Source organism: Streptomyces sp. NPDC036764 (assembly GCF_055609385.1).
The window spans coordinates 275,613-299,016 of the sequence record NZ_JBVJPT010000009.1 but is presented as its reverse complement, the minus strand read 5'-3'; the positions used below and the strand labels follow the sequence as shown (position 1 = coordinate 299,016).

The following is a 23,404-nucleotide window of genomic DNA, read 5'->3' as shown; positions in this document are numbered from 1 at the left end:
TTCGGTTCCAGGTTCGGGGGTCGGGGGTTCGCGTAGCGCCGACGGTTCGGTGGGTGGGTCGGGGACGTGCCGGGGGGTGTCCGTCCTCGGTCGGGCGGTTGCCGTGCCTCAAGAGGGCCCGTTCGTTTACGCCCGCCGCTGCGGGCGGACACCCCCCGGCACGTCCCCTTACGCCGTACGCGAGTGCAGGTGCGTCCTGGCGCAGGTCGCCTGCAACCCCCTAGGGGCGCGGGAAACTGCGTGACCAGCCACGATGGACCCGCAGCCGCCATACGACCGGCCGTGGCACCCCCGGCCGTCGCCTACGGCTCGAAGTGGCTGCGGAGGCGGGTGTGGACTTCTGTGGGGGCTCCCACGGCGTCCAGGCCCAGCAGTGCCGCTCCCAGGACCGGGCTTGCCGTGACCACGTTCGGGACTGCCTTGGGGGCCCGGGATGCCAGCAAGTCTCGGATGGTGTCGATCAGTTGGGGGTGGCGGGCTGCCAGGACGCCGCCGCCCAGCAGGACCGGTGTCTCCTCCTCCAGGAGGTCCAGGCGGGTCAGGGCGACCGTGGCCATCGCCACCACCTCGTCGGCCAGGCGGTCGACCACGGAGCGGGCGACGGGGTCGCCGGACGCCGCTGTGGCGAAGAGGACCGGGGTCAGCTCGTGGCGGCGGATGTCCTCGATGCGCTCCAGGTGCAGGGCCTCGATCAGGGCGTACATGGTGGGCAGGCCGAAGTGGCCGGGCAGGGTGCGCGCGAGGTCCGTGGGGGCGCCGCGGCCGTCCTCCGCGCGGGCCGCGTGCCACAGGGCCTCCTCCGCAAGGCCCCAGCCGCCGCCCCAGTCGCCGGAGATCCGGCCCAGCGCGGGGAAACGGGCCGTACGGCCGTCGGGGCGCATACCGACGCAGTTGATGCCGGCGCCGCAGACGACGGCCACACCGCGGGGTTCGGTCACGCCCGCCCGCAGGATCGCGAAGGTGTCGTTGCGGACCTCGACCGTCGTGCCCCACGCGCGTGCGAGCAGGGCGGCCGCCAGGGTCTCCTCCTCCACCGGGAAGTCGGCGTTCGCCAGGCAGGCCGAGAGGTGGTCGACGGCTGTCACGCCCGCGGCCGTGAAGGCCTCGTCCACCGCCTCGGCGAGCGTGTCCATCGCCTGCTCCACGCCCACGGCCGGCGGCCGGAACCCTCCCGCGCGGGCGGTGGCGAGGACGCTTCCGTCGGCCGCCACCACCGCCACGTCGGTCTTGCTGTTGCCCGCGTCTACGGCGAGGACACGTGCGGTCATGCCCACGCGAGGTGCTCCCGGTTGTGTGCGATGAGTTCGTCGGTGAGTCGTTCCGCGTACTCGTACTGGCCGATGAGGGGATGGGACAGCAGCGCCTTGAAGACGCGGGTGCGGCCACCGTGCAGGGCGGCGTCGAGGGCCAGGTCCTCGTACGCCGTCACCTGGGCCATCAGGCCCGCGTACAGGGGGTCGATGTGGGAGACGGGGAGCGGGGTCGCGCCCTGTCTGCCGACCGCCGCCTGTACCTCGATCACCGCGTCGTCGGGCAGGAAGGGCAGCGTTCCGTTGTTGTGGGCGTTGACCACCTGGTACGGGCTGCCCGCGCCGTTCAGCAGCGCCGCCGCCAGATCGACCGCCGCCTCGGAGTAGTACGCACCGCCTCGCTTGGCGAGCAGCTCGGGCTTCTCGTCGAGGGCCGGGTCGGCGTAGAGAGCCAGCAACTTCCTTTCCATCTCGGCCACTTCGGCGGCCCGGGACGGTTTGGTGCGCAGCTCTTCGACCACCTGGTCGTGTGCGTAGTAGTAGCGCAGGTAGTAGGAGGGGACCACGCCCAGGCGGTCCAGTACGGCGCGGGGCAGGCGCAGGTCCGCGGCGATGGCGTCGGGGTGGTCGGCGAGTAGCTTCGGCAGGACGTTCTCGCCCTCGGGGCCGCCCAGCCGCACCCCCGTCTCCCAGGTGAGGTGGTTGAGGCCCACGTGGTCGAGGTGGACGTCGGACGCCGATACACCGAGCATCGTCGCGAACTTCCGCTGGAAGCCGATCGCCACGTTGCACAGGCCGACCGCCTTGTGGCCCTCCTGGAGCAGGGCCCGGGTCACGATGCCGACCGGGTTGGTGAAGTCGATGATCCAGGCGGTGGGGTTGGCGCGGCGGACGCGATCCGCGATGTCGAGGACGACCGGGACCGTGCGCAGGGCCTTCGCCAGGCCGCCGGCTCCTGTCGTCTCCTGGCCCACGCAGCCGCACTCCAGCGGCCAGGTCTCGTCCTGCTCGCGGGCCGCCTGACCGCCCACGCGGAGCTGGAGGAGGACCGCGTCGGCGCCGTCCACCGCCTCGTCCAGGTCGGTGGTGGTGGTGATCGTGCCGTTGTGGGCCTGGCGGCTGAAGATACGGCGGGCCAGGCCGCCGACCAGTTCCAGGCGGTCGGTCGCCGGGTCGACCAGGACCAGTTCCTCTATGGGGAGGGTGTCCCGGAGGCGGGCGAAGCCGTCGATGAGTTCGGGGGTGTAGGTCGAACCTCCGCCGACCACGGTGAGTTTCATGCGTGCATCAACCCTTTACTCCGGTGAGTGTGACGCCCTCTACGAACGCCTTCTGGGCGAAGAAGAACACGACGATCACGGGGGCCATGACCAGCACGGTCGCCGCCATGGTCATGTTCCAGTCGGTGTGGTGTGCCCCCTTGAACGACTCCAGGCCGTAGGAGAGCGTCCAGGCGCCGGGGTTCTCGGACGCGTAGATCTGGGGCCCGAAGTAGTCGTTCCACGCGTAGAAGAACTGGAAGAGGGCCACCGCGGCTATGCCCGGCTTCGCCATCGGGAGGACGACCCGAAGGAGCGTGCGCAGTTCGCCGCAGCCGTCCACCCTCGCCGCGTCCAGGTACTCGTTCGGGATGGTCATCAGGAACTGGCGCAGGAGGAAGATCGAGAACGCGTCCCCGAACGCCATCGGAATGATCAGGGGCCACAGCGTTCCCGAGAGGTCGAGCTGCTTCGCCCAGAACAGGTACATCGGGATGATGACCACCTGGGGCGGCAGCATCATCATCGAGATGACCAGCATCAGGGACAGGTTCCGGCCGCGGAAGCGGAACTTGGCGAGCGCGTAGGCCACCGGGATCGACGACACGACCGTGAGGAGAGTGCCCAGGCCCGCGTAGATCAGGGTGTTCTTCCACCAGGTCAGGAAGCCGGGGGTGTCGAAGACCTTGGTGTAGTTGCTCCATTCCCAGGTGTCCGGGACCAGGTCGCGGGTGAGCGCCTGCTGGTCGCTCATCAGCGAGGTCAGGACGACGAACACGAAGGGCAGGGTGAAGAAGAGCGCCGCGGCGATGCCGAGGGAGTGGACCGCTATCCATTCCAGGAGCGCCCTGCGGCGGGCCGTGCGCTCGGCGGCGGTCCGGGTGTCCAACTGCACCGGCTTGTCCAGCACTTGGGTCATGGTCAGTCACCTGCCTGGATCAGTCCGCCCCGGCGCCGCATCAGCAGCGCGGTGAACGCCATGGCGAGGGCGAACAGTACGAGTGCGACCACACAGGCCGAGCCGTAGTCGAAGCGCTGGAAGCCGAGGTTGTAGACGAGCTGGGGGAGGGTGAGCGTTGACTTGTCCGGGTAGCCCGGCTCGAACTGCTGGCCGGAGCCGCCGATGATGCCGGAGGCGACCTTTCCGGCCACCAGGGGCTGTGTGTAGTACTGCATCGTCTGGATCACGCCCGTGACCACGGCGAACATCACGATCGGTGAGATGTTCGGGAGCGTCACGAAGCGGAACCGCTGCCAGGCCGACGTGCCGTCCAGCTCCGCCGCCTCGTACTGCTCCTTCGGTACGTCGAGCAGCGCGGCCATGAAGATGACCATGAGGTCGCCCACGCCCCACAGCGCGAGCGCGGTGAGGGCCGGCTTGGACCAGGCGGGGTCCGTGAACCAGCCGGGGGTCGGCAGGCCGAGGCTGTCGAGGACCGAGTTGACCGGCCCGGTACCGGGGTTGAGGAGGAAGACGAACGCCAGGGTCGCGGCGACCGGCGGGGCGAGGTAGGGCAGGTAGAAGAGGGTGCGGAAGACGCCGGTGCCGGTCTTGATCTTGGTGATCAGGAGGCCGATGCCGAGGCCGAACACCACCCGGCAGGTCACCATCACCAGCACCAGCCAGAGCGTGTTGCGCAGCGCCGGCCAGAACAGCGGGTAGTCGTTGAAGACGTAGGCCCAGTTGCCCAGGCCGCGAAAGACCGGTGCGCCGAAGCCGTCGTACTTCATGAACGAGAAGTAGACGGTGGACACCAGCGGATAGGCGAAGAAGACGCCGAACCCGATGAGCCACGGTGACAGGAAGGCCACCGTCCGAAGCGCCGACCTGCGGCGCTTCGCGCGGAGAGTGTGCGTGGACATCGACGGCGCTACTTCGCCTGCTCGATGTCGGTGTCGATCTGCTTCGCGGTCTTCTCCAGACCGGCCTTGAGGTCCTTCGCCTTGCCGGACTCGTACTGGTAGCCGAAGTCCTGGAGCGTCGTCTGGTACGTGGAACCGTTGACGGAGGCCGGCGGCGACGTCGAGTGCGAGTTCTGGGCGATGTCCAGGAACGTCTTGAAGCCGGCGTCCACCTTCAGGTCCGGCGACTTCAGGGCCTCGAACGTGGAGGGCACGTTGTGGATGGCGTTGGCGAAGGAGACGACGGCCTGCGTGTCCGTGGTCAGGTACTTCACCAGCTCCCAGGCCGCGTTCTGCTTCTCGCTCTGCGGGGCGATGCCGATGATCGTGCCGGAGAGGAAGCCCTTGCCGTACTCGTCCACCTCGTCGTCGGCGACGGGCATCGGAGCGGTGCCGATCTCGAAGTCGACGCCGGCGTCCTTCGCCATCCCGAGCCGCCACTCGCCGTCGAGCTGCATCGCCACCTGACCGGTCTGGAACGGGTGCTTGGCGCCCCACTCGTCACCGAAGGTGTTGCGGTACTTCTCCAGCTTCGCGAAGCCGCCCAGGTCGTCGATGAGCTTCTTCTGGTACGTGAACATCTCGGCGAAGGCCGGGTCCTTGGCGATGTTGGACTTGCCGTCCTTGTCGAAGTAGGCATGGTCCCACTGGGACATGTAGTGGTCCACGACCGTCTCGTAGCCGTGGTACGTCGGCATGAAGCCGAGCTGCTGGTAACTGTCACCCTTGCTGACAGTCAGCTTCTTGGCGACCTGCGCGAACTCCGACCAGGTCTTCGGCGGGGACTTGATGCCGGCCTTCTCGAAGGCGTCCTTGTTGTAGTAGAGGCCGTAGGCGTCGCCCAGCAGCGGCAGCGCGCAGCGGGTGCCCTCGAACTGGGTGTAGTCCAGCATCGGCTTCGGGATGAGCTTGCCGAGGTCCAGCTTCGACTTCTCGATGAAGGGCTTCAGGTCGAGGAAGGCGCCGGAGGAGCAGAACTTGCCGACGTTGGAGGTCGTGAACGACGACACCACGTCCGGCCCGTTCGAACCGCCCGCGCGCAGCGCCTGGTTGAGCTTGTCGTCGTTGATGTTGCCGACGACCTTCACCGTGATGTTCGGGTGCGCCTTCTCGAACGCGTCGACGTTCTCCTGGATCGCCTTGACCTCGGCGGGCGCGCTCCAGCCGTGCCAGAAGGTGATCGTCGTCTTGGCGTTGGGGTCGTCGTTCGCAGCGGACTCCGACGAGCCCGTACAGGCCGTGGCGAGCAGGGCCAGGGAGGCGGAGGCGGCGAGCGCGGCGGCGGTCTTCCGGGATGCGGAGGGTATGACTTTCCAGGACTTTCCGGGCATGGCGAGGTCTCCCAGGGGCGGGACGGGGTGGGTGAAGGGAAGGCGGGGGTGAGGCGAGAGGTGGGTTGATCAGGTGGGTCGAACGGGGCGGGCGGTCAGCGTGAGGTGTTGAAGACCTCGTCGCGTGTCGTCGCCAGCGCGCTCTCCAACGCGCCCCGCAGCACGGGGTGTTCGCGTACGTCGCCGACCACGAGCCGGGGCCGGGACGCGGCCAGTTCCTCCAGCTCGGACTGGACGAGGGACCGCAGCACCTCGCCGCCGGCGGTGAGGGAGGCGCCGCTGAGGACGACCAGTTCGGGGTCGAGGACGGAGACCAGGGAGGCCAGACCGGTGGCCAGCCGGGTCGCGTAGGTCTGCAGGAGCAGCCGGTTGAGGACGGTGTCCTCGCCTGCGGCCCGTTCGACGAGGGTGGCGGCGGCCTCGGCGTACGGCGTCGAGGGGACGGACGACATGCCGATCTCGCGTGCGAGCCGGGGGATGGCCTGGGAACCGGCCAGTTCCTGGTAGCCACCACTGTTGGCTTTGGTCACCTGCCGGACCAGGGGTGTGCCGGGAACCGGCAGGAAACCCACCTCGCCCGCGCCGCCGGTCCAGCCGCGGTGCAGCCGGCCGCCGAGGACCAGGGCCGCGCCGAGACCGCCCTCGTTCCACAGCAGCACGAAGTCCTCGTGGCCGCGGGCCGCGCCGAGCCGCTGCTCGGCCACCGCCACGAGGTTGACGTCGTTCTCGTACTCGACCGGCATCGGCAGGGCCGCGGCGAGTTCGTCCAGGAGTGCGGGGGTGTGCCAGCCGGGGAGGTGGGAGGCGTAGCGCAGCCGGCCCGTGTTGGGGTCGAAGGCGCCGGGGGTGCCGATGACGAGCCGGTGGACGTCGTCGCGGGCCAGTCCCGCCGCCTTCACCGCGCCGTCGAGGGCGTCGGTGACCTGCCGGACCACGGGGTGGGCCGGGCGCCTGCCGGGGGTGGGCAGTTCGTACGACCCGACCCTGCGGCCGGTGATGTCGGAGACGGCGGCGAGGATGCGTTCGGGGGTGACGTCGAGCCCGGCGGCGTACGCGGCGGTCGGATTGACCTCGTAGAGCTGGGCGTTGGGGCCGGGGCGGCCCTCCGTCGTGCCGGTCGCCAGGACGAGGCCGGCGGCCTCCAGGCGGGCCAGCAACTGGGAGGCGGTCGGCTTGGAAAGGCCGGTGAGCTTGCCGATCCGCGTGCGGGACAGCGGCCCGTGCTCCAGGAGGAGGTCCAGGGCGGCACGGTCGTTCATGGCGCGCAGGACGCGCGGGGTGCCCGGCGTACCGGCGGTTCCTGCCATGGGTTCGACACCTGCCTCTCGGCTGACCAGCTTCTCAGTGATCTACGACGGAAGTCCATCCAAGGTCACTGTTAGGAAAGTTTCCTATCCGCTGCGGAGGAACGTAAGCCCGGCGGGAAGTCGGCGTCAAGAGAGGTGGTCCGGCAGGCAACAGAGTCGTTACTTGAGGGCGCCGACCCGCCGTGCGTGCTCATGCCATGGGAGCAGAAGCGGGGTCGCCAGCAACAGGGCGCCGGCGAGGGCGATCGCCGTACGTGGACCGGTCAGGGCCGCCAGCCATCCCCACAGCGCTGTCGTCGCCGCGGTCGCCGTCTTGGTGCTGATCGACCACGCGGCGAGGGTGCGGGTGACCCGGTCCGGCGGGGTCAGGTCGAGGCGGGTGGTGGCGAGCACCGGGTTGAAGACGCCCGCGCAGGTGATGAGACCGAACTCGACGGCCATGACCAGGAGGAGGCCGGGAGTGCCCGGGCCGATGAAGGCCAGGCCGAGCGGCCAGCAGGCGCGCAGGGTGCCGGCCGCGAGCAGGATCCGGTGCCTGCCATGCCGCGCGGTCAGGCGCCGCGACAGCCGGGAGCCCAGCAGGCCGCCCAGGCAGGGCACGGCGAAGGCGAGGCCGTACTGCCAGGGGGCGAAGCCGAGCCGGCCGAGCATCAGGACGGCGAGCAGCGGAGCCGACGCCATGATCAGGGAGTTGACCAGGACGGTGTTGAGGAACAGCGGGCGCAGGGTGGGATCGCTCAGGAGGTGCCGCCAGCCCGCCCGCAGGTCGCGCGCCGGGGGCCGCCCTGAGAGGGCGTCAGGGCGGGATTGTTGCCCTTCCTCACGGGGCGCGTGCCCTTCTCCGTAGGGTTGTTGGCCTTCCTTACCGGGCGCTTGCCTCTCCCTGCGGGGTTGTTGCCTTTCCTTACCGGGCGCGTGCCTCTCCCTGCGGGGTTGTTGCCTTTCCTTACCGGGCGCGTGCCTCTCCCTGCGGGGTTGTTGCCTTTCCTTACTGCCGATCGCCCGGATACCGAACGCGGAGAGAAGGAAGCTGACCGCGTTCGCCAGCACCGTCGCCATCGGGCCGAACATGCCGAACGCCGCACCGCCCAGCGGCGGGCCGAGCGCCGTGGCCGTCCACATCGTGGCCTCGAAGCGGCCGTTCGCCACGAGCAGGTCCTCCGGCGGCACGAGGGACTTCACGAAGGCCCCGCTCGCCGCGTTGAACGTGATGTCCGCCGCGGCCACCACCACCGACACCAGCAGGAGCTGCCCCAGCTCGAGCGCGTCCAGCGCGAACGCGACGGGCAGGCTGAGCAGCGCCGCGCACCGGACCAGATCCGCCGCGACCATCACCGGCGGCTTCGGCCGGAACTCCACCCACGCCCCGAGCGGCACCGCCAGCGCCGCCCCCACCGCGAGCCCCGAGGCCGCCAGCAGCGCCACCTCGGTCGTTCCGGCGTGCAGCACGACGACCGCGATCAACGAGAACGCGTCGAAGGCCAGCCAGGTCCCGAGGGAGCTGACCGCGTAGGCCGCCCACAGCCACCCGAACCGCCGCCCCAGCGACCGCCCGCCCGACACCGCCCACCACCCCGCTCACTCGCGTCCGCCCGCCGATCCGGGGCCATCCAAGCCAGCCGGACGCGCACGGATCAAACAACCGAGGGGCAGGGCCGTACAACCGGCGGATGTACACCGCCGCACAGGCGGGGCCGGGGCTTGGCGCGCGCAGAAAAGAGGGGCTCCCGTCGATGCCGGGAGCCCCTCTGACGCGTTACGCCTACTTCGTCACGCTCGGCGGCGTCAGCGGCGTCGCCGCCTGGGACTGGGGTGAGGTGGTGCTGGAGTAGGCCGAGGGGGCCGCCATGCCCGCCGTCGGGTCCGTCGCGGTCTCCTCCTCCACCATGAGCGGGGCGCGACCGACGATGGGGATGTCGGCGGCGTCGAAGGCACGCTTGATGCGCCAGCGCAGTTCGCGCTCCACCGTCAGGGCCCTGCCCGGCATGGTCTTCGCCGAGACGCGGACGACCATCGAGTCCAGCAGCACGCTGTCCAGGCCGAGCACCTCGATCGGGCCCCACAGGAGCTCGTTCCAGGGCTCTTCCTTGCTCATCCGCTCGCCGACCTCGCCGATGGCCTCGCGGACCTTGTCCAGGTCCTCCGAGGAGCGGACGGTGACGTCCACGCCGGCCGTCGACCAGCCCTGCGAGAGGTTGCCGATGCGCTTGACCTCGCCGTTGCGGACGTACCAGATCTCGCCGTTGTCGCCGCGCAGCTTGGTCACCCGCAGGCCGACCTCGATGACCTCGCCGGAGGCCACGCCCGCGTCGATCGAGTCGCCGACGCCGTACTGGTCCTCCAGGATCATGAAGACGCCGGAGAGGAAGTCGGTGACCAGGTTGCGGGCGCCGAAACCGATCGCCACGCCCGCGACACCGGCGGACGCCAGCAGCGGGGCCAGGTTGATCGCGAAGGTGGACAGGATCATCAGGGCGGCCGTGCCCATGATCACGAAGCTGGCCACCGAGCGGAGCACCGAACCGATCGCCTGCGAGCGCTGACGGCGGCGCTCGACGTTGACCAGCAGTCCGCCGAGGGCCGTGCCGTCCACCGCCTGCGCGGTGCGGTTCATCCGGTCTATGAGCTTGGTGATCGCGCGGCGCACGGCCACTCTCAGCACCGCCGCTATCACCAGGATCAGCAGGACTCTCAGCCCGATCGCGAGCCAGGTCGACCAGTTCTGCTCGACCCAGCTCGCGGCCTGCGTCGCGCTCTCGTGGGCGTCCTGGAGCGAGGGGACCGGCGGGGTCGTCGTCTCCGAGGGTGTCGGGGACGGCGACGAACCGGCGGCCAGTAGGACGGCGGACAGGGACACGGCAGGTACCTCCAGTGCAGCGGCCCGCCCCACCGGTAGGCGGTCAAGGTCGATCAAGGTCACGAAAAGGTCACCGGCGGGGCAGGCTGACCACACTATCGGGGCATCGTGTGCGGATCGTCGCCATGTTCGAGGGAGGAATCGTGCCCACCTGGGGATGAACTGGTGGGATGAACCGTTCATCGCTCAGGGGATGAATCAGATGTGGTCGAAAACACTCCCAGCCCGTTACCGGGACATGGTGGCGCTTTCACCAGGCAAGAGGGGAGACTGACTACAGATCGTCCCGGCGCGAGCCACGCGCCGCCGACGCCCAAGGAGGCATCCGTGCCGCATGTCCTGGTCCTCAACGCGTCGTACGAGCCACTTGGCGTCGTACCGCTCCGCCGCGCGCTCGTCCTCGTCCTCGAGAACAAGGCCGTATGCCTCGAGGAGTCCGGCGCCTTCATGCACAGCGCGACCGTCACAGTCCCCGCACCCAGCGTGGTCCGGCTCAAGCGATTCGTCCGGGTTCCCTATCGGGGGCCCGTTCCTCTTACCCGCAGGGCGCTCTTCGCGCGTGACGGGGGCCGGTGCATGTACTGCGGTGGCGTCGCAACCAGCGTCGACCATGTCATTCCGCGCAGCCGCGGGGGCAAACACGTCTGGGACAACGTGGTGGCGTCCTGCCGCCGCTGCAACCACGTGAAGGCCGACCGACACCTCTTCGAGATCGGCTGGCGGCTGCGCCACAAACCCGCTCCACCCACCGGCCTCGCCTGGCGCATCATCGGCACCGGGCATAGGGACCCGCGCTGGTTGCCGTACTTGCAGCCATTCGGTGCGGACGACGCCTTGGCCCGGATCGACGGCATTTCCGCCTGACGATCCGGGCTTTCGCACACCTGGCGGACGGCGCGCGTGCCACCGGCCCCGAGGGTCCCCCGTGCCCTCGGGGCCGGACGGCTGCCCGGGCGGGTGACCGCGGCACGGGCAGGCGCTACGGCAGCTCACGCGTACCGCAGCTCCGCGGGCCGTACGGAACGCCGCAGCAGCGGCAGTGACATGGCCGCTGCCAGCAGGCAGGCGGCGTAGACGGCCACCGGGACCAGCATCGGCACCAGCGGTACGGCCCCGACGGCGTCGTCGATCAGCGCGGACCAGCCCAGGTAGATCGCCGTGCCACCGGCGCCCGCGAGCAGGAGCGCGGGGGCGAGCGGCAGCGCGGTCTCCAGGAGCAGCGCCCGGCCCAGCACGCTCTGCGGCACGCCTGCCGCGGCCTGCGCGGCCAGTCCCCGGCGCCGGGTGGCCAGCGACTCGGCGGTGCCCACGGCCAGCGCCGACAGAGTCAGCGCCAGGGCGACGAGGATCGCGGCGCCGGAGAGATCGAGGCCGGTGGTGTAGTACGACCTGTTCTCCGCCAGGTGCTCGGTGTGGTTCACGACGTGCAGCAGCACCGCGCGGATGCCCGCGAACGCCGTGCCCACGACGGTCACCAGCAACACCGCCGCATGCGTACGGGCCGCCGCCCACGGGTCGTCCCGCAGCCGCTCGGCCGCGATCAGCAGCGCCGGACGCTGGGCACGGGCGGCGAGCGCGGTGCCCAGCCGCCGCGACGACCAGCCCGCCAGCCACACGGCCGAGACGCCGATCAGCAGGCACAGGGCGAACACCGCCAGCGGGCCGAAGGCGAATTCGAGGGGGTTGCCGAACACCGTGGTCAGGAACAGGGCCAGGGTCGTGACCGCGAGCAGCCCGGTCACCGCGAGGAACGCCCGCCCCGGCCCCCGGGTCGGCCGCACCCGCCGCACCCAGCCCAACGGCGAGGCCACCACCCGGCGCAGCGACAGCGCGCTCACCACCGTGCCGAGCACCGGTACTGCCACGGCGACCAGGGCGATGCCGAGCCATGCCGGCGGCTCGGGGTGCTGCCACAGGCGCAGCAGGAGCAGGACGCAGAAGACGGTGGCCACCGCCGAACCGACCAGGCAGGCCGGCCCCGCCTCCAGTGCCGCGATCCGCCGGACCTGACGGGGTGTGGCCCCCGCGAGCCGCAGCGCGGCCAGCCGGCGGTCCCGGTGCACCGCCCCCACACGGGCGCACTGGCCGAGGAACCCGAGCACCGGGACCAACAGCAGCAACAGCGTGATGATCACGCCCTGCCGGTCGCTGGGGTGGTCGAGCAGTCCGGCGCCGACGGAGATGGAGTACTGCCCGTCGATCGCCGCGATCACGGCGACCGCCAGCCCGATGCCGGTCGCGAGGGCCGCCCCGATGGCCGTGAGCGCGATGCGCCACCACTCACGCCGGTCGGATCCCCGGGTGAGCAGCCAGGCCAGCCGGAGGTCGGCTCTCATGCCGTCACCTCGAGCGGCAGCACCGCGCCGTCGGCCAGCCGGACCTCACGGTCCGCGTACGCCGCCACCTGCGCGTCGTGGGTGATCAGCAGCACCGCCGTGCCCGACTCGCGGGCCGTGTGCGTGAGGGCCGACATCACCTGCTCGCTCGCCAGGGAGTCCAGCGCGCCGGTCGGCTCGTCCGCGAAGACGACCTTCGGGCCGGTGACCAGCGCCCGGGCCAGGGCCACCCGCTGTGCCTGGCCGCCGCTCATCTCGCCGGGCCGCAGTTCCTCCTGCCCGCGCACCCCGAACCGCTCCAGCCACTCACCGGCACTCGCCTGCGCCTCCTGCCGCCGGGCACCGCCGAGCAGCAGCGGCAGCGCCACGTTGTCCAGGGCCGTCAGCTCCGGGATGAGCTGCCCGAACTGGAAGACCACCCCGAACTCCGTACGCCGCAGCTCGCTCAGCCGCTGCTCCGGCAGCCGGTCGAGCCGCTCGCCGGCGTAGGCCACCGAGCCGGAGTCCGGGCGGACGATGCCGGCCAGGCAGTGCAGCAGCGTGGACTTCCCGCTGCCGCTGGCGCCGGTGACGGCGAGGATCTCGCCGCGCCGCAACTCGATGGACGCGCCGCGCAGAGCCTCGGTCCTGCCGTGCGCCTTGACGAGGTCACGGGCCGTCAGAAGCGGCACCGCGCCGTCCTCTTCGTTGCTCATGCTGAGTCGACCTCCGCGGTCAGGGTGGTGAGCCGGGCCGCCGTGGTCGTCATCCAACGGAGGTCGGCGTCGAGGTGGTTGAGGGCGTAGTCCGCCGAGAGCACCGACGCGAGATCTGCGCCGGGCGCGGTCTTGAGCGCCGTGAGCTCCCGCATACGTGTCATGTGGGCGGCGCGCTGGGCCCGCAGATAGGCGTCCGGGTCGCCGCCGGACAGGATCGACACGACGACCTTGGCGAAGATCTCGTTCGTCACGAACGGTGCCGGCGGCGCGATCCGGCCGGCCCACTGCGCCAGTTCACGCGCTCCGTCGTCCGTCGAGCGGTACATCGTCCGCTCCGGACCGCCGTCCGAGTCGGTGCCTTCGACCTCGGCGAGGCCGTCGCGGACCAGCCGTTGCAGGGTCGTGTAGACCTGCCCGTATGCCAGCGGGCGGGCCTGCGGGAAGCGTTCGTCGTGGCGTCGCTTGAGGTCGTAGCCATGGCTCGGCCCCGTGGCGAGCAGGCCCAGCAGGATGTGGCGGGTGCTCATGCCGATCATTATGCACTGAGTACATGTACTGAGTGAATAGTGGCCCGTTCGAGCAGTCGGAGAAGACCTCGGCGGCGGAACAGAATGTGACGAGAGGCACGTTGTTGCACTCTGTACGTCTGCCGCAGCGCCTGCTGGGTAGGGCTGCGTTAACCCGTACGCCGCACCAGAAGAGGAGGCCCCCATGGCCGCAGCATCGGCATACGTTCTGCTCCCGGCCCCGTCCAAACCTGAGGCGCCCATCGAGCCCGAGATGCACGACTGCGTCTTCAGCGCCGAGGGCGCCTGCACCGAGACCCCCCTCACCAGCGAACCACCCCTCCCCGACGCCGAGCCCCTCACCAGTGAGCCGCCGCTCGCCGACGCCGCGCCGCTGACGAGTGAGGCGGCGACGTGGGACCTGGGTATGGACATCGGTATGGACATGGACCTGGATCCCACGAGGCCGTAGATGACAGCGCAGCGGTCGGCCGAAGCCCTCGCTGAGGGGCCCGAGGGCCCCGACGGTTCCGAGGGGCGCGAGGAACCCCCCTCCGACGCCCTGTCCCGGCTCGCCGAACTGCACGGCGTCGCCACCTCCTACCAGCCGTCCGCCGACCGCACGGTCACGGCATCCCCGACCGCGCTCACCCTTGCCCTGGCCGCCCTCGACGTGGACGCGAGCACGCCCGCCGCCGTCGGTGCCGCGCTCGCCGCGCGGGAGCGCGAGCTGCGGGAGCGGCTGCTGCCGCCGACGGTGGTGAGCTGGAGCGGGGCCGAGCCCGAGGCGCTGGCCGCGCTGCCGTCCGGCACCCGGCTGCACATCGAGACCGAGCAGGGCGAGACCCGCACCGCCGCCGACCGACTCCCGCCCGGCGTCCACCGGCTGACGGCGACCACACCGGACGGCCGTACGACGACCAGCCATCTCGTCGTCGCCCCGCCCCGCCTGCCCACCCCGACCGGACGCTCCTACGGCCTCCTCGTCCAGCTCTACTCCCTGCTCTCGCACCGCTCCTGGGGCATGGGCGACCTCGGTGACCTCGCCGAACTGGCCAGTTGGGCCGGCCGGGCGCTCGGCGCCGGATTCGTCCAGGTCAACCCGCTGCACGCGGCCGTACCCGGAACCCCGACCGACCCCTCGCCCTACCGCCCGTCCTCCCGCCGCTTCCCCGACCCGGTGCATCTGCGGGTCGAGGACGTGCCCGAGTTCGCGTACGTCGAGGACCACGCGCGGACGCGGGCGCTGCTGGAGCGGGGCGGGAAGCTGCGTGAGGCGGTGCTGGGCAAGGGCGCGCTGATCGACCGGGACGCCGTCTGGGAGGCCAAGCGCGAGGCACTGGAACTGGTGCGCGAGGTGCCGCTCGGGCCCGGGCGGCGGGCCGCGTACGTCGACTTCCTCGCCAGGGAGGGCGACGCGCTGGAGGACCACGCCACGTGGTGCGCGCTGGCCGAGGTGCACGGCTCGGACTGGCAGCGCTGGCCGGAGGGGCTACGGGACCCCCGGTCGCCCGAAACCGCCCGCGCACGGGGTGAGTTGATGGACCGGGTCGACTTCCACTGCCGCCTCGCCTGGCTCACCGACGGCCAGTTGACCGCCGCCCAGCGTCTCGCCCGGGAGGCGGGGATGCCGGTCGGGATCGTGCACGACCTGGCGGTCGGGGTGCACCCCGGGGGCGCGGACGCCTGGGCGCAGCAGGAGTACTTCGCGGCCGGCATGTCGGTGGGCGCGCCACCGGACGCCTTCAACGCGCGCGGCCAGGACTGGGGGCTGCCGCCCTGGCGCCCCGACCGGCTCGCCGAGTCCGGGTACGAGCCGTACCGCCGCCTGCTGCGAGCGCTGTGCCGGTACGCGGGCGCCCTGCGCATCGACCACGTCATGGGGCTGTTCCGGCTGTGGTGGGTACCGCAGGGACAGGCGCCGACGCAGGGGACGTACGTCCGCTACGACGCCGAGGCCATGCTCGCGATCCTGGTGCTGGAGGCCGCACGGGCCGGGGCGGTGGTGATAGGCGAGGACCTCGGCACGGTGGAGCCGGGAGTGCGGGAGGCGCTGCGCACGCGGGGTGTGCTCGGGACCTCCGTGCTCTGGTTCGAGCGGGACTGGGACGGCGACGGGCGCCCGCTGCCGCCGGAGTCCTGGCGCGCCGACTGCCTCGCCACCGCCACCACCCACGACCTGCCGTCCACCGCGGCCCGCCTGACAGGTGAACACGTCGAACTCCGCGACAGCCTGGGCCTGTCGACCCGTCCGCTGGAGCAGGAGCGGGCGGAGGCCGCGGCGGACACGGGGGAGTGGCTGGAGCTGCTGTCCCGCCTCGGACTGCTGCGGGGGGCGCGCGGCGGGCACTGCGCATCGGAGGAGGAGGCCGAGATCCAGGCCGTCCACCGCTTCCTGCTGCGCACCCCGGCCCGGATGATCGGCGTCTGGCTCCCCGACGGCGTCGGCGACCGCCGCCCGCAGAACCTGCCGGGGACATGGGACCAGTACCCGAACTGGCGCCTGCCGATCGCAGACGCCGACGGGAGGCCGGTGACGCTGGAGGAGCTCGCGGGATCGGCGCGGCTGTGGGGGTTGGTCGAGGTGCTGCGGGGTGGGGGCGGGCGGCAGGGGTGACGCGACGGGGTGTCCGGTGGGCCGGGAGCGGGCGGTGCTCGGCCCTGTGTCCGGGCCGGGGCGGGCCACATACGGCACCCCGGGCGCGCGGGGCTTCCCGTCGTTCGATACTTTTGGCCCCGTGGACAAGAAGAACGCCCTGCGCGCCGGCGCCCTGGCTGCCGGTACGACGCTGATGATGCTCCTGATGTCGTCCCCCGCGCTCGCGCTCACGCGTGACGACGGCGACGATCCCGGTCAGGGCCTGACCGTCATGGAGACGCTGGCCCAGTTCGTCATTGCCCCGATCGTGATCTTCGCGGTCATCGTGGGCCTCGTGATGGTCCTGGACCGCTCCACGGACCGCCAGCCGAAGGCCAAGGCGAAGGCCTGACAAGGCCGGGCGAAGGCCCGATCAGGGCGTCTTCGCCCGACCCCTGCTTTCGTCGAGGGCGCCGGCCCCGCCGTGCGTACGCGCATCCGCCGTATGGACGACGAGGCCGGCGCCCTCGACGCGTTTCCGCACCGGCCGATCCCGATCCCGCGGGGCCGCTCTCACGCCGGGTGCGGCGCGGTCAGATACCGCTGCACCGTGGGTGCCAGCCAGGCCACGAGCTCCTCGGGGGCCAGAGCCACGGCCGGCGGAAAACGCAGCACGTAGCGGGTGAGGGCCAGCCCGAGCAACTGCGACGACGCCAGCGCGGCCCGCGCCGGGGCCTGCTCGGGGTCGGGGCACACCCGGCGGGCGAGCGGCAGGAGCTGGTCCGCGAAGATGCCCTGCATGCGCTCGGCTCCGGCCTGGTTGGTCGCGCCCACCCGGAGCAGCGCCGTGAGCACCTCGTTCTCCTCCCACATGCCCAGGAAGTGCGTCACGAGCGCCCGGCCGACGTCGTCGCGGCTCAGTGACCCGGGCTCCGGCAGCTTCAGATCAATGGCCATGGCCGCCGCGAAGAGCCCCTCCTTGTTGCCGTAGTAGCGCATCACCATCGACGGATCGATGTTCGCGTGTTTGGCGATGGCGCGGATGGTGGCGCGCTCGTACCCGTCGGCCGCGAAGCGCTCGCGGGCCGCGTCGAGGATCGCCGTGCGCGTGGCGTCGGAACGGCGGGGCGGGGCGGGGGGTGTGGGACTGCTCTGGGTCATGCCCACAACCGTAGGTCAACACATGTAGGCCAACAAGTGTTGACAGCTTCGGGATGCCCTTCTAACGTTGCCAACAAGCGTTGACCAACAAGTGTTGGCAAACGAACGTTGGTAAACGAGCGTTGGCAACCGAACGTTGGCAGCAAAGCACTGGCAGGAGGCCACCATGACCGGCACCGTCTCCCCGCACCCCGTGATCGTCGTAGGCTCCGGCCCCACCGGCCTCCTTCTGGCCGGTGACCTCGCCGCCGCCGGTGTCCCCGTCACCCTCGTCGAGCGGCGCCCCCGCAAGATCAGCAACCTCTCCCGGGCCTTCGGCGTCCACGCCCGCACCCTGGAGCAGCTCGACGCCCGAGGCCTCGCCGACGAGCTGATCGCCACCGGCAGCACCATCACGCGACTGCGCCTCTTCCGCCGTCTCTCCCTCGACCTGGGCACGCTGCCGTCCCGCTTCCCGTTCCTGCTCATCACCCCGCAGTACGAGGTCGAGCGGCTGCTGGAGCGGCGGGCGCGCGAGCTCGGCGTGGAGTTCCGCCACGAGAGCGAGGTCGTCGGGCTGCGGCAGGACGCCGACGGGGTCGACCTCGACGTGCGCGGCGCCGACGGGACGGTCGCCACCCACCGCGCGGCCTACGTCGTCGGCACGGACGGCCACCGCAGCGCCGTACGCGAGGCGCTCGGGCTGCCCTTCCCCGGCGTCTCGGTCATCAAGTCGCTGATCCTGGCGGACGTGCGGCTCGCCGAGCGGCCGGACAGTGTGCTCACCGTCAACGGCGCGGGCGACGCCTTCGCGATGATCGCCTCCTTCGGCGACGGCTGGTACCGCGTCATGGGCTGGAACCGCGACCACGAGGTCCCCGACGACGCCCCGCTCGACCTCGACGAGGTCAAGGAGATCACCAGGCGCGCCCTGGGCACCGACTACGGCATGCACGACGCCCGCTGGCTGTCCCGTTTCCACAGCGACGAGCGCCAGGTGCCGCGCTACCGGGTCGGCCGGGTCCTCCTGGCCGGCGACGCCGCGCACGTCCACTCCCCGGCCGGCGGCCAGGGCATGAACACCGGTCTCCAGGACGCGGCCAACCTCGGCTGGAAGCTCGCCGCGGTCGTCCGGGGCCGGGCCTCCGACGGCCTCCTCGACACCTACGAGGCCGAACGGCACCCCGTCGGCAAGGCGGTGCTGCGCAGCAGCGGCGGGCTGGTCCGGCTGGCCCGGGCGCACAACCCGGCCCTGCGTGCCGTACGCGCCCTCGTCTCCGCCGTCGCAGGCGCCGCCCGGCCCGTCCGGACGAAGGCCCTCGCCCAGATCTCCGGCATCGGCTACCGGTACCCCGCCCCGCGCGGCGCCCACCGCCTGGTCGGCACCCGCGTCCCGGACGTGGCGCTGGAGAGCGGGCGCCTGTACGAGGCGCTGCGCGGCGGACGGTTCGTGCTGATCACTCCACGGGCGCTGCCTGAGCCGTACGGGAGCCGGGCCGGCCGCGAGGGCCTGCCGGCCGTCGAGCGCTGGGCGGGCGAGAGCCGTACGACCGTGCTGGTGCGGCCCGACGGATACGTGGCCTGGGCGGCGGAGGACGCGGACGCCGCGGCGATCGAGAAGGGCCTCACCTTTCAGTTTTCCTGAAAGGAATGCTCGAAAAGATTCGATGGACGCGACGGGTTCGGCGAGGCGACGGTGGATCCACCGGGAGCATCGACCACCGAAGGGACCCAAGTGACCGTCGTCCTCGAAAGGACCGCACCCCGCACCGCCCCGATCCCGAAGGCAGCCGCCCTCGGGATCGCGCTCGCGGCCCTCGCGACCGTCGTCTGGTCCGGCAGCTTCGTCACCTCCCGCGCGCTGGCCGACAGCGTGCCACCGGTGCAGCAGGCGTTCTGGCGGTGGCTCGTGGCGCTGGCCGTGGTGGCTCCGTTCGGAGCGCGGCAGGCATGGCGGCAGCGGGCGGCGATCCGCCGGCACCTCGGCTTCGTCCTGCTCGCCTCGCTCCTCGGCGTCACCGGCTACAACACCCTCGTCAACCAGGCCGCATCGAGCACGCCGGCCGCCAACATGGGCATGATCATGGCCGCTTCGCCGGTACTGATGGCCGTGTTCGAGCGGGCGGCGGGGGTACGGCTCGGCGGGCGCCGGGTCGCGGGGCTGCTGGCGGCCTGTGCGGGTGTCGTGCTGCTGGTCGGGGGCGGCGCGGGCGGGGCCCGGTTCGCGGCGGGGGACCTGTGGATGGTGGCGGCGGCGTGCTGCTTCGGGTCGTACAGCGGTCTGCTGCGGCGCAAGCCGGCCGAACCGGGCGGTGCGGCCTTCCTGTTCACCACGTTCCTGTTCGGCACCGTCCTGCTGCTGCCCGCGCAGGGCGTGAGCCTGGCGGCACAGGGCGGCTTCGATGCGACGCCCGGCACCGTCCTGCCGATCCTCTACGTCGGCGTCGCCTCCTCCGCCGTCGCCTTCTTCGCCTGGAACCGGGCGGTCGCGCTGGTCGGCCCGAGCCGTGCCGGGGCCGTCTACTACCTCCAGCCGGTGTGCGTGGCCCTGCTGTCCTGGGCGGTGCTCGGCGAGGCGACCGGCGGTGCCCAGGTGCTGTGCATGGGCCTGATCCTGGGCGGAGTCGCCCTGGGGGCGGCGGGGCGCCGGTGACGTTGACGTAGGTTGCGGCCATGGTCGAGTGGGACATCCGGAAGCTTCAGATCCTGCGGACGCTGCGGGAGCGGGGAACCGTCACCGCGACGGCCGAGGCGCTGCGGATGACGCCGTCGGCCGTGTCGCAGCAACTGACGAATCTCGCCAAGCAGGTCGGGGTGCCGCTGCTGGAGGCGCAGGGGCGCAGGGTGCGGCTGACGGACGCGGCACGGCTGGTGCTGCGGCACGCCGAGGCGGTGTTCGAACAACTGGAGCGGGCGGACGCCGAGTTGGCGGCCTATCGGCACGGCGAGGCCGGCGAGGTGCGGGTGGGGGCCTTCTCGACGGCGGTGCCCGCGCTGGTCGTACCGGCCGTGCGGACTCTGCGGCAGACGGCACCCGGTGTGGTCGTACGGGTGCGGGAAGCCGAGGCCGGGGAGGCGTACGAGCTGCTGGCCGCCGGGGAGGTGGACCTCGCGCTGTCGCTCGCCGCGCAGGCCCCCGCGGTCGGCGACGAGCGGTTCACCCGCGTGGAACTGCTCGCGGACCCGCTGGACGTCGCCCTCCCGAAGGGGCACGCGCTCGCCACCGGGGCCGGGCTGCGGCTGGCCGACCTCGCCGGGGAGGACTGGATCTTCGGCGGCAGCGGGCCCTGGTCGGACATCACGCGCGGGGCGTGCGAGGCGGCCGGCTTCAGCCCTCGGCAGGGGCATTCGGCGGCCGGCTGGACGGCGATCCTCGCGATGGTGGAGGCGGGGATGGGCGTGGCGCTGGTGCCGCGGATGGCCGCGGTGGCGCGGGACGCGGTCGTGATGCGGGAACTCGGGGAGCAGCGGCCGGTGCGGCATGTGGTGGCGGCCGTACGCAAGGGCGGGGAGGACGCGCCGGCGGTGGGACGGGTACTGACGGCCTTGGCGGAAGCGGCGTCGCGTACGCGCGAGGGGCGCCCGGTGCCGTAGCACCGGACGCCCCTGCCGATGTGTCGGCGTCAGTGACGAGTCGTCACTCGGCCGCCGTGTCCGCCTCCTGTGCCCTCAGGGCACGCTCGACGCCCGCGCGGGACTCCGAGACCAGGCGTCGCAGGGCCGCGTTCGGCTCCGCCGACGACAGCCAGGCGTCCGTCTTGCGCAGGGTCTCCTCGGAGACCTGGAGCGCCGGGTACAGGCCGACGGCGATCTGCTGGGCGATCTCGTGCGAGCGGGAGTCCCAGACGCCCTTGACCACCTCGAAGAACTTGTCGGTGTAGGGCGCGAGCAGTTCACGCTGGTCGGTCTGGACGAAGCCGCCGATCACCGCCTCCTGGACGGCGTTCGGCAGCTTGTCGGAGTCGATGACCGACGCCCATGCCTCGGCCTTGGCCTCGGCGGTCGGGCGGCCGGCCCGGGCCGTGGCGGCGTGCCGCTCACCGGCCGCGGTCTTGTCCCGCTCGTACTCGCCGGCGATCTCCGTCTCGTCGAAGCGGCCCACCGCGGCGAGGCGCTGCACGAACGCCCAGCGCAGCTCCGTGTCGACGGCCAGGCCCTCGATCGCCTGGGAGCCGTCCAGCAGCCCCTCCAGCAGGTCGAGCTGCTCCGGCGTGCGGGCCGTCGCGGCGAACGCGCGCGCCCACGCGAGCTGGTGGTCGCCGCCCGGCTCGGCCGCGCGCAGATGCGCCAGCGTGGCGTCCGTCCAGCGGGTCAGCAGGGCCTCGCGGGCGGTCGGGGCGGCGTACAGCTCGATCGCCAGCTTCACCTGCCGCTGGAGCGACTGCACGACACCGATGTCGGACTCCTTGCCGATGCCCGACATGACCAGCGAGAGGTAGTCGCGGGTGGCGAGCTCGGCGTCCCGCGTCATGTCCCAGGACGACGCCCAGCACAGCGCACGCGGCAGCGACGCCTCGAAGTCGCCCAGGTGCTCGGTGACGAAGGCGAGGGACTTCTCGTCCAGGCGGACCTTCGCGTACGACAGGTCGTCGTCGTTGAGCAGGATCACGTCCGGGCGGCGGGTGCCCGCGAGCTGCGGCACGGCGGTCAGTTCGCCGTCCACGTCCAGCTCGATGCGCTCGTCGCGCACCAGCTTGCCGGAGGTGTCGTCCAGGTTGTACAGGCCCACCGCGATGCGGTGCGGGCGCAGCGTCGGCTCGCCCTTGGCGCCCGCCGGCAGGGCCGGGGCCTCCTGGCGGATCGCGAAGGACGTGATCACACCGTCGGCGTCCGTCTCGATCTCGGGGCGCAGGATGTTGATGCCCGCCGTCTCCAGCCACGCCTTCGACCAGGTCTTCAGGTCGCGGCCGGAGGTCTCCTCCAGGGCGCCCAGCAGGTCGCTCAGGCGCGTGTTGCCGAACGCGTGCCGCTTGAAGTACGCCTGCACGCCCCTGAAGAACTCGTCCTGGCCGACGTACGCCACGAGCTGCTTGAGCACGGAGGCGCCCTTGGCGTAGGTGATGCCGTCGAAGTTGACGAGCACGTCGTCCAGGTCGCGGATCTCGGCCATGATCGGGTGCGTCGACGGGAGCTGGTCCTGCCGGTACGCCCACGTCTTCATCTGGTTCGCGAACGTGGTCCACGCCTGCGGCCAGCGCGTGCCCGGAGCGTGCGCCTGGCAGGCGATGGAGGTGTAGGTGGCGAACGACTCGTTCAGCCACAGGTCGTTCCACCACTCCATGGTGACCAGGTCGCCGAACCACATGTGGGCCAGCTCGTGCAGGATGGTCTCCGCGCGGCCCAGGTAGGCCGCGTCCGTCACCTTCGAGCGGAACACGTACTGGTCGCGGATGGTCACCGCGCCCGCGTTCTCCATCGCGCCCGCGTTGAACTCCGGCACGAAGAGCTGGTCGTACTTCTTGAACGGGTACGCGTAGTCGAACTTCTCCTGGAACCAGTCGAAGCCCTGCCGGGTCACCTCGAAGATCGCGTCCGAGTCGAGGAACTCGGCGAGCGAGGGACGGCAGTAGATGCCCAGCGGGACGCTCTGGCCGTCCTTCTCGTACACGCTGTGCACGGAGTGGTACGGGCCGACGATGAGCGCGGTGATGTACGTCGAGATGCGCGGCGTCGGCTCGAAGGACCAGACGTTGTCCTTGGGCTCCGGGGTGGGCGAGTTGGAGATGACCGTCCAGCCCTCCGGCGCCTTCACGGTGAACTGGAAGGTGGCCTTCAGGTCGGGCTGCTCGAAGGAGGCGAAGACGCGTCGGGCGTCCGGCACCTCGAACTGGGTGTACAGGTACGCCTGCTGGTCGACGGGGTCGACGAAGCGGTGCAGGCCCTCGCCGGTGTTGGTGTACGCGCAGTCGGCGACCACCCGCAGGACGTTGCGGCCCGCCAGCAGGCCGGGCAGGGCGATCCGGGAGTCCTTGAAGACCTCGGCCGCATCCAGCGGGTCGCCGTTGAGGGTCACCTCGTGGACGGTCGGAGCCACGAGGTCGATGAAGGAGTCGGCGCCGCTCTCGGCGACGTCGAAGCGCACCGTGGTCACGGACCGGTAGGTGCCGCCCTCCTGCGCGCCGGAGAGGTCGAGATCGATCTCGTACGAGTCAACGGTCAGCAGCTTCGCCCGCTGCTGCGCCTCTTCGCGAGTCAGGTTTGTGCCAGGCACGCGGTCATCTCCTCGATATGTGTCGGTTG

20 protein-coding genes are annotated in these 23,404 nt (G+C 71.5%); 7 read left to right on the top strand and 13 right to left on the bottom strand.

Features of this window, described 5'->3' with window-relative positions; translation table 11 throughout:
* Positions 1–302: 302 nt before the first annotated feature.
* From ACZ69Q_RS29850 to ACZ69Q_RS29815, 8 genes are all read right to left on the bottom strand, one after another.
* Positions 303–1,274 carry an N-acetylglucosamine kinase gene (locus ACZ69Q_RS29850; protein WP_471047431.1) on the bottom strand — a complete coding sequence of 324 codons (972 nt, stop codon included), beginning with the start codon at positions 1,272–1,274 and terminating at the stop codon, positions 303–305.
* Positions 1,265–2,530 carry a 6-phospho-beta-glucosidase gene (locus tag ACZ69Q_RS29845; RefSeq protein WP_471047430.1) on the bottom strand — a complete coding sequence of 422 codons (1,266 nt, stop codon included), beginning with the start codon at positions 2,528–2,530 and terminating at the stop codon, positions 1,265–1,267. The genes ACZ69Q_RS29850 and ACZ69Q_RS29845 overlap by 10 nt, the downstream gene beginning before the upstream one ends.
* Positions 2,531–2,537: 7 nt before the next feature.
* Entirely contained in the window at positions 2,538–3,428 is an 891-nt protein-coding gene (locus tag ACZ69Q_RS29840) for a carbohydrate ABC transporter permease (protein WP_471047428.1), read from the bottom strand.
* A 2-nt stretch (positions 3,429–3,430) separates the two neighbouring features.
* Positions 3,431–4,372, bottom strand: a complete 942-nt coding sequence (locus ACZ69Q_RS29835; RefSeq protein ID WP_471047426.1) for a carbohydrate ABC transporter permease — start codon at positions 4,370–4,372, stop codon at positions 3,431–3,433.
* An 8-nt stretch (positions 4,373–4,380) separates the two neighbouring features.
* Positions 4,381–5,742 carry an ABC transporter substrate-binding protein gene (locus ACZ69Q_RS29830; protein ID WP_471047423.1) on the bottom strand — a complete coding sequence of 454 codons (1,362 nt, stop codon included), beginning with the start codon at positions 5,740–5,742 and terminating at the stop codon, positions 4,381–4,383.
* A gap of 95 nt (positions 5,743–5,837) precedes the next feature.
* A complete protein-coding gene (locus ACZ69Q_RS29825; RefSeq protein WP_471047421.1) occupies positions 5,838–7,049 on the bottom strand; it encodes an ROK family transcriptional regulator in 1,212 nt (403 codons plus the stop codon).
* A 159-nt stretch (positions 7,050–7,208) separates the two neighbouring features.
* Positions 7,209–8,612, bottom strand: a complete 1,404-nt coding sequence (locus tag ACZ69Q_RS29820) for an MFS transporter (RefSeq protein WP_471047418.1) — start codon at positions 8,610–8,612, stop codon at positions 7,209–7,211.
* Positions 8,613–8,811: 199 nt separating this feature from the next.
* Positions 8,812–9,906 (bottom strand): mechanosensitive ion channel family protein, encoded by a 1,095-nt coding sequence (locus ACZ69Q_RS29815; protein ID WP_471047416.1) that lies wholly within the window; start codon positions 9,904–9,906, stop codon positions 8,812–8,814.
* Between the two features lie 327 nt (positions 9,907–10,233).
* Here ACZ69Q_RS29815 and ACZ69Q_RS29810 point away from each other — a divergent pair, with 327 nt between their 5' ends.
* Positions 10,234–10,770: an HNH endonuclease gene (locus tag ACZ69Q_RS29810; RefSeq protein ID WP_109498769.1), complete on the top strand. Its 537-nt coding sequence runs from the start codon at positions 10,234–10,236 to the stop codon at positions 10,768–10,770.
* A 125-nt stretch (positions 10,771–10,895) separates the two neighbouring features.
* On the opposite strand, the gene ACZ69Q_RS29805 is transcribed toward ACZ69Q_RS29810, so the two are convergent.
* From ACZ69Q_RS29805 to ACZ69Q_RS29795, 3 genes are read right to left on the bottom strand one after another with little or no spacing between them, the layout of a single operon-like run.
* The gene (locus ACZ69Q_RS29805; RefSeq protein WP_471047413.1) at positions 10,896–12,242 is read right to left on the bottom strand and encodes an FtsX-like permease family protein; all 1,347 of its coding nucleotides are present in this window, start codon (positions 12,240–12,242) and stop codon (positions 10,896–10,898) included.
* Positions 12,239–12,937, bottom strand: coding sequence for an ABC transporter ATP-binding protein (locus ACZ69Q_RS29800; RefSeq protein ID WP_471047410.1), 699 nt, complete (start codon positions 12,935–12,937; stop codon positions 12,239–12,241). Before ACZ69Q_RS29800 ends, ACZ69Q_RS29805 begins: the two co-directional genes overlap by 4 nt.
* Positions 12,934–13,467 carry a PadR family transcriptional regulator gene (locus ACZ69Q_RS29795; RefSeq protein ID WP_471047407.1) on the bottom strand — a complete coding sequence of 178 codons (534 nt, stop codon included), beginning with the start codon at positions 13,465–13,467 and terminating at the stop codon, positions 12,934–12,936. The genes ACZ69Q_RS29800 and ACZ69Q_RS29795 overlap by 4 nt, the downstream gene beginning before the upstream one ends.
* A gap of 184 nt (positions 13,468–13,651) precedes the next feature.
* Here ACZ69Q_RS29795 and ACZ69Q_RS29790 point away from each other — a divergent pair, with 184 nt between their 5' ends.
* The 3 genes from ACZ69Q_RS29790 (at position 13,652) to ACZ69Q_RS29780 (ending at position 16,436) form a co-directional block, all read left to right on the top strand.
* Positions 13,652–13,918, top strand: a complete 267-nt coding sequence (locus ACZ69Q_RS29790) for a hypothetical protein (RefSeq protein WP_471047404.1) — start codon at positions 13,652–13,654, stop codon at positions 13,916–13,918.
* Entirely contained in the window at positions 13,919–16,063 is a 2,145-nt protein-coding gene (gene malQ / locus ACZ69Q_RS29785) for a 4-alpha-glucanotransferase (protein ID WP_471047401.1), read from the top strand.
* Between the two features lie 121 nt (positions 16,064–16,184).
* Positions 16,185–16,436 (top strand): hypothetical protein, encoded by a 252-nt coding sequence (locus ACZ69Q_RS29780; protein WP_471047399.1) that lies wholly within the window; start codon positions 16,185–16,187, stop codon positions 16,434–16,436.
* Between the two features lie 161 nt (positions 16,437–16,597).
* On the opposite strand, the gene ACZ69Q_RS29775 is transcribed toward ACZ69Q_RS29780, so the two are convergent.
* A complete protein-coding gene (locus ACZ69Q_RS29775) occupies positions 16,598–17,185 on the bottom strand; it encodes a TetR/AcrR family transcriptional regulator (RefSeq protein ID WP_471047396.1) in 588 nt (195 codons plus the stop codon).
* 166 nt (positions 17,186–17,351) lie between these two features.
* Between ACZ69Q_RS29775 and ACZ69Q_RS29770 the strand changes: the two genes are divergently transcribed.
* From ACZ69Q_RS29770 to ACZ69Q_RS29760, 3 genes are all read left to right on the top strand, one after another.
* Entirely contained in the window at positions 17,352–18,809 is a 1,458-nt protein-coding gene (locus tag ACZ69Q_RS29770) for an FAD-dependent monooxygenase (protein WP_471047394.1), read from the top strand.
* Positions 18,810–18,899: 90 nt separating this feature from the next.
* Positions 18,900–19,817 (top strand): DMT family transporter, encoded by a 918-nt coding sequence (locus tag ACZ69Q_RS29765; protein ID WP_471047391.1) that lies wholly within the window; start codon positions 18,900–18,902, stop codon positions 19,815–19,817.
* Between the two features lie 20 nt (positions 19,818–19,837).
* The gene (locus ACZ69Q_RS29760) at positions 19,838–20,758 is read left to right on the top strand and encodes a LysR family transcriptional regulator (RefSeq protein WP_471047388.1); all 921 of its coding nucleotides are present in this window, start codon (positions 19,838–19,840) and stop codon (positions 20,756–20,758) included.
* A gap of 43 nt (positions 20,759–20,801) precedes the next feature.
* Here ACZ69Q_RS29760 and pepN read toward each other — a convergent pair whose 3' ends face one another.
* Positions 20,802–23,375: an aminopeptidase N gene (gene pepN, locus ACZ69Q_RS29755; RefSeq protein WP_471047385.1), complete on the bottom strand. Its 2,574-nt coding sequence runs from the start codon at positions 23,373–23,375 to the stop codon at positions 20,802–20,804.
* Positions 23,376–23,404: the final 29 nt, after the last annotated feature.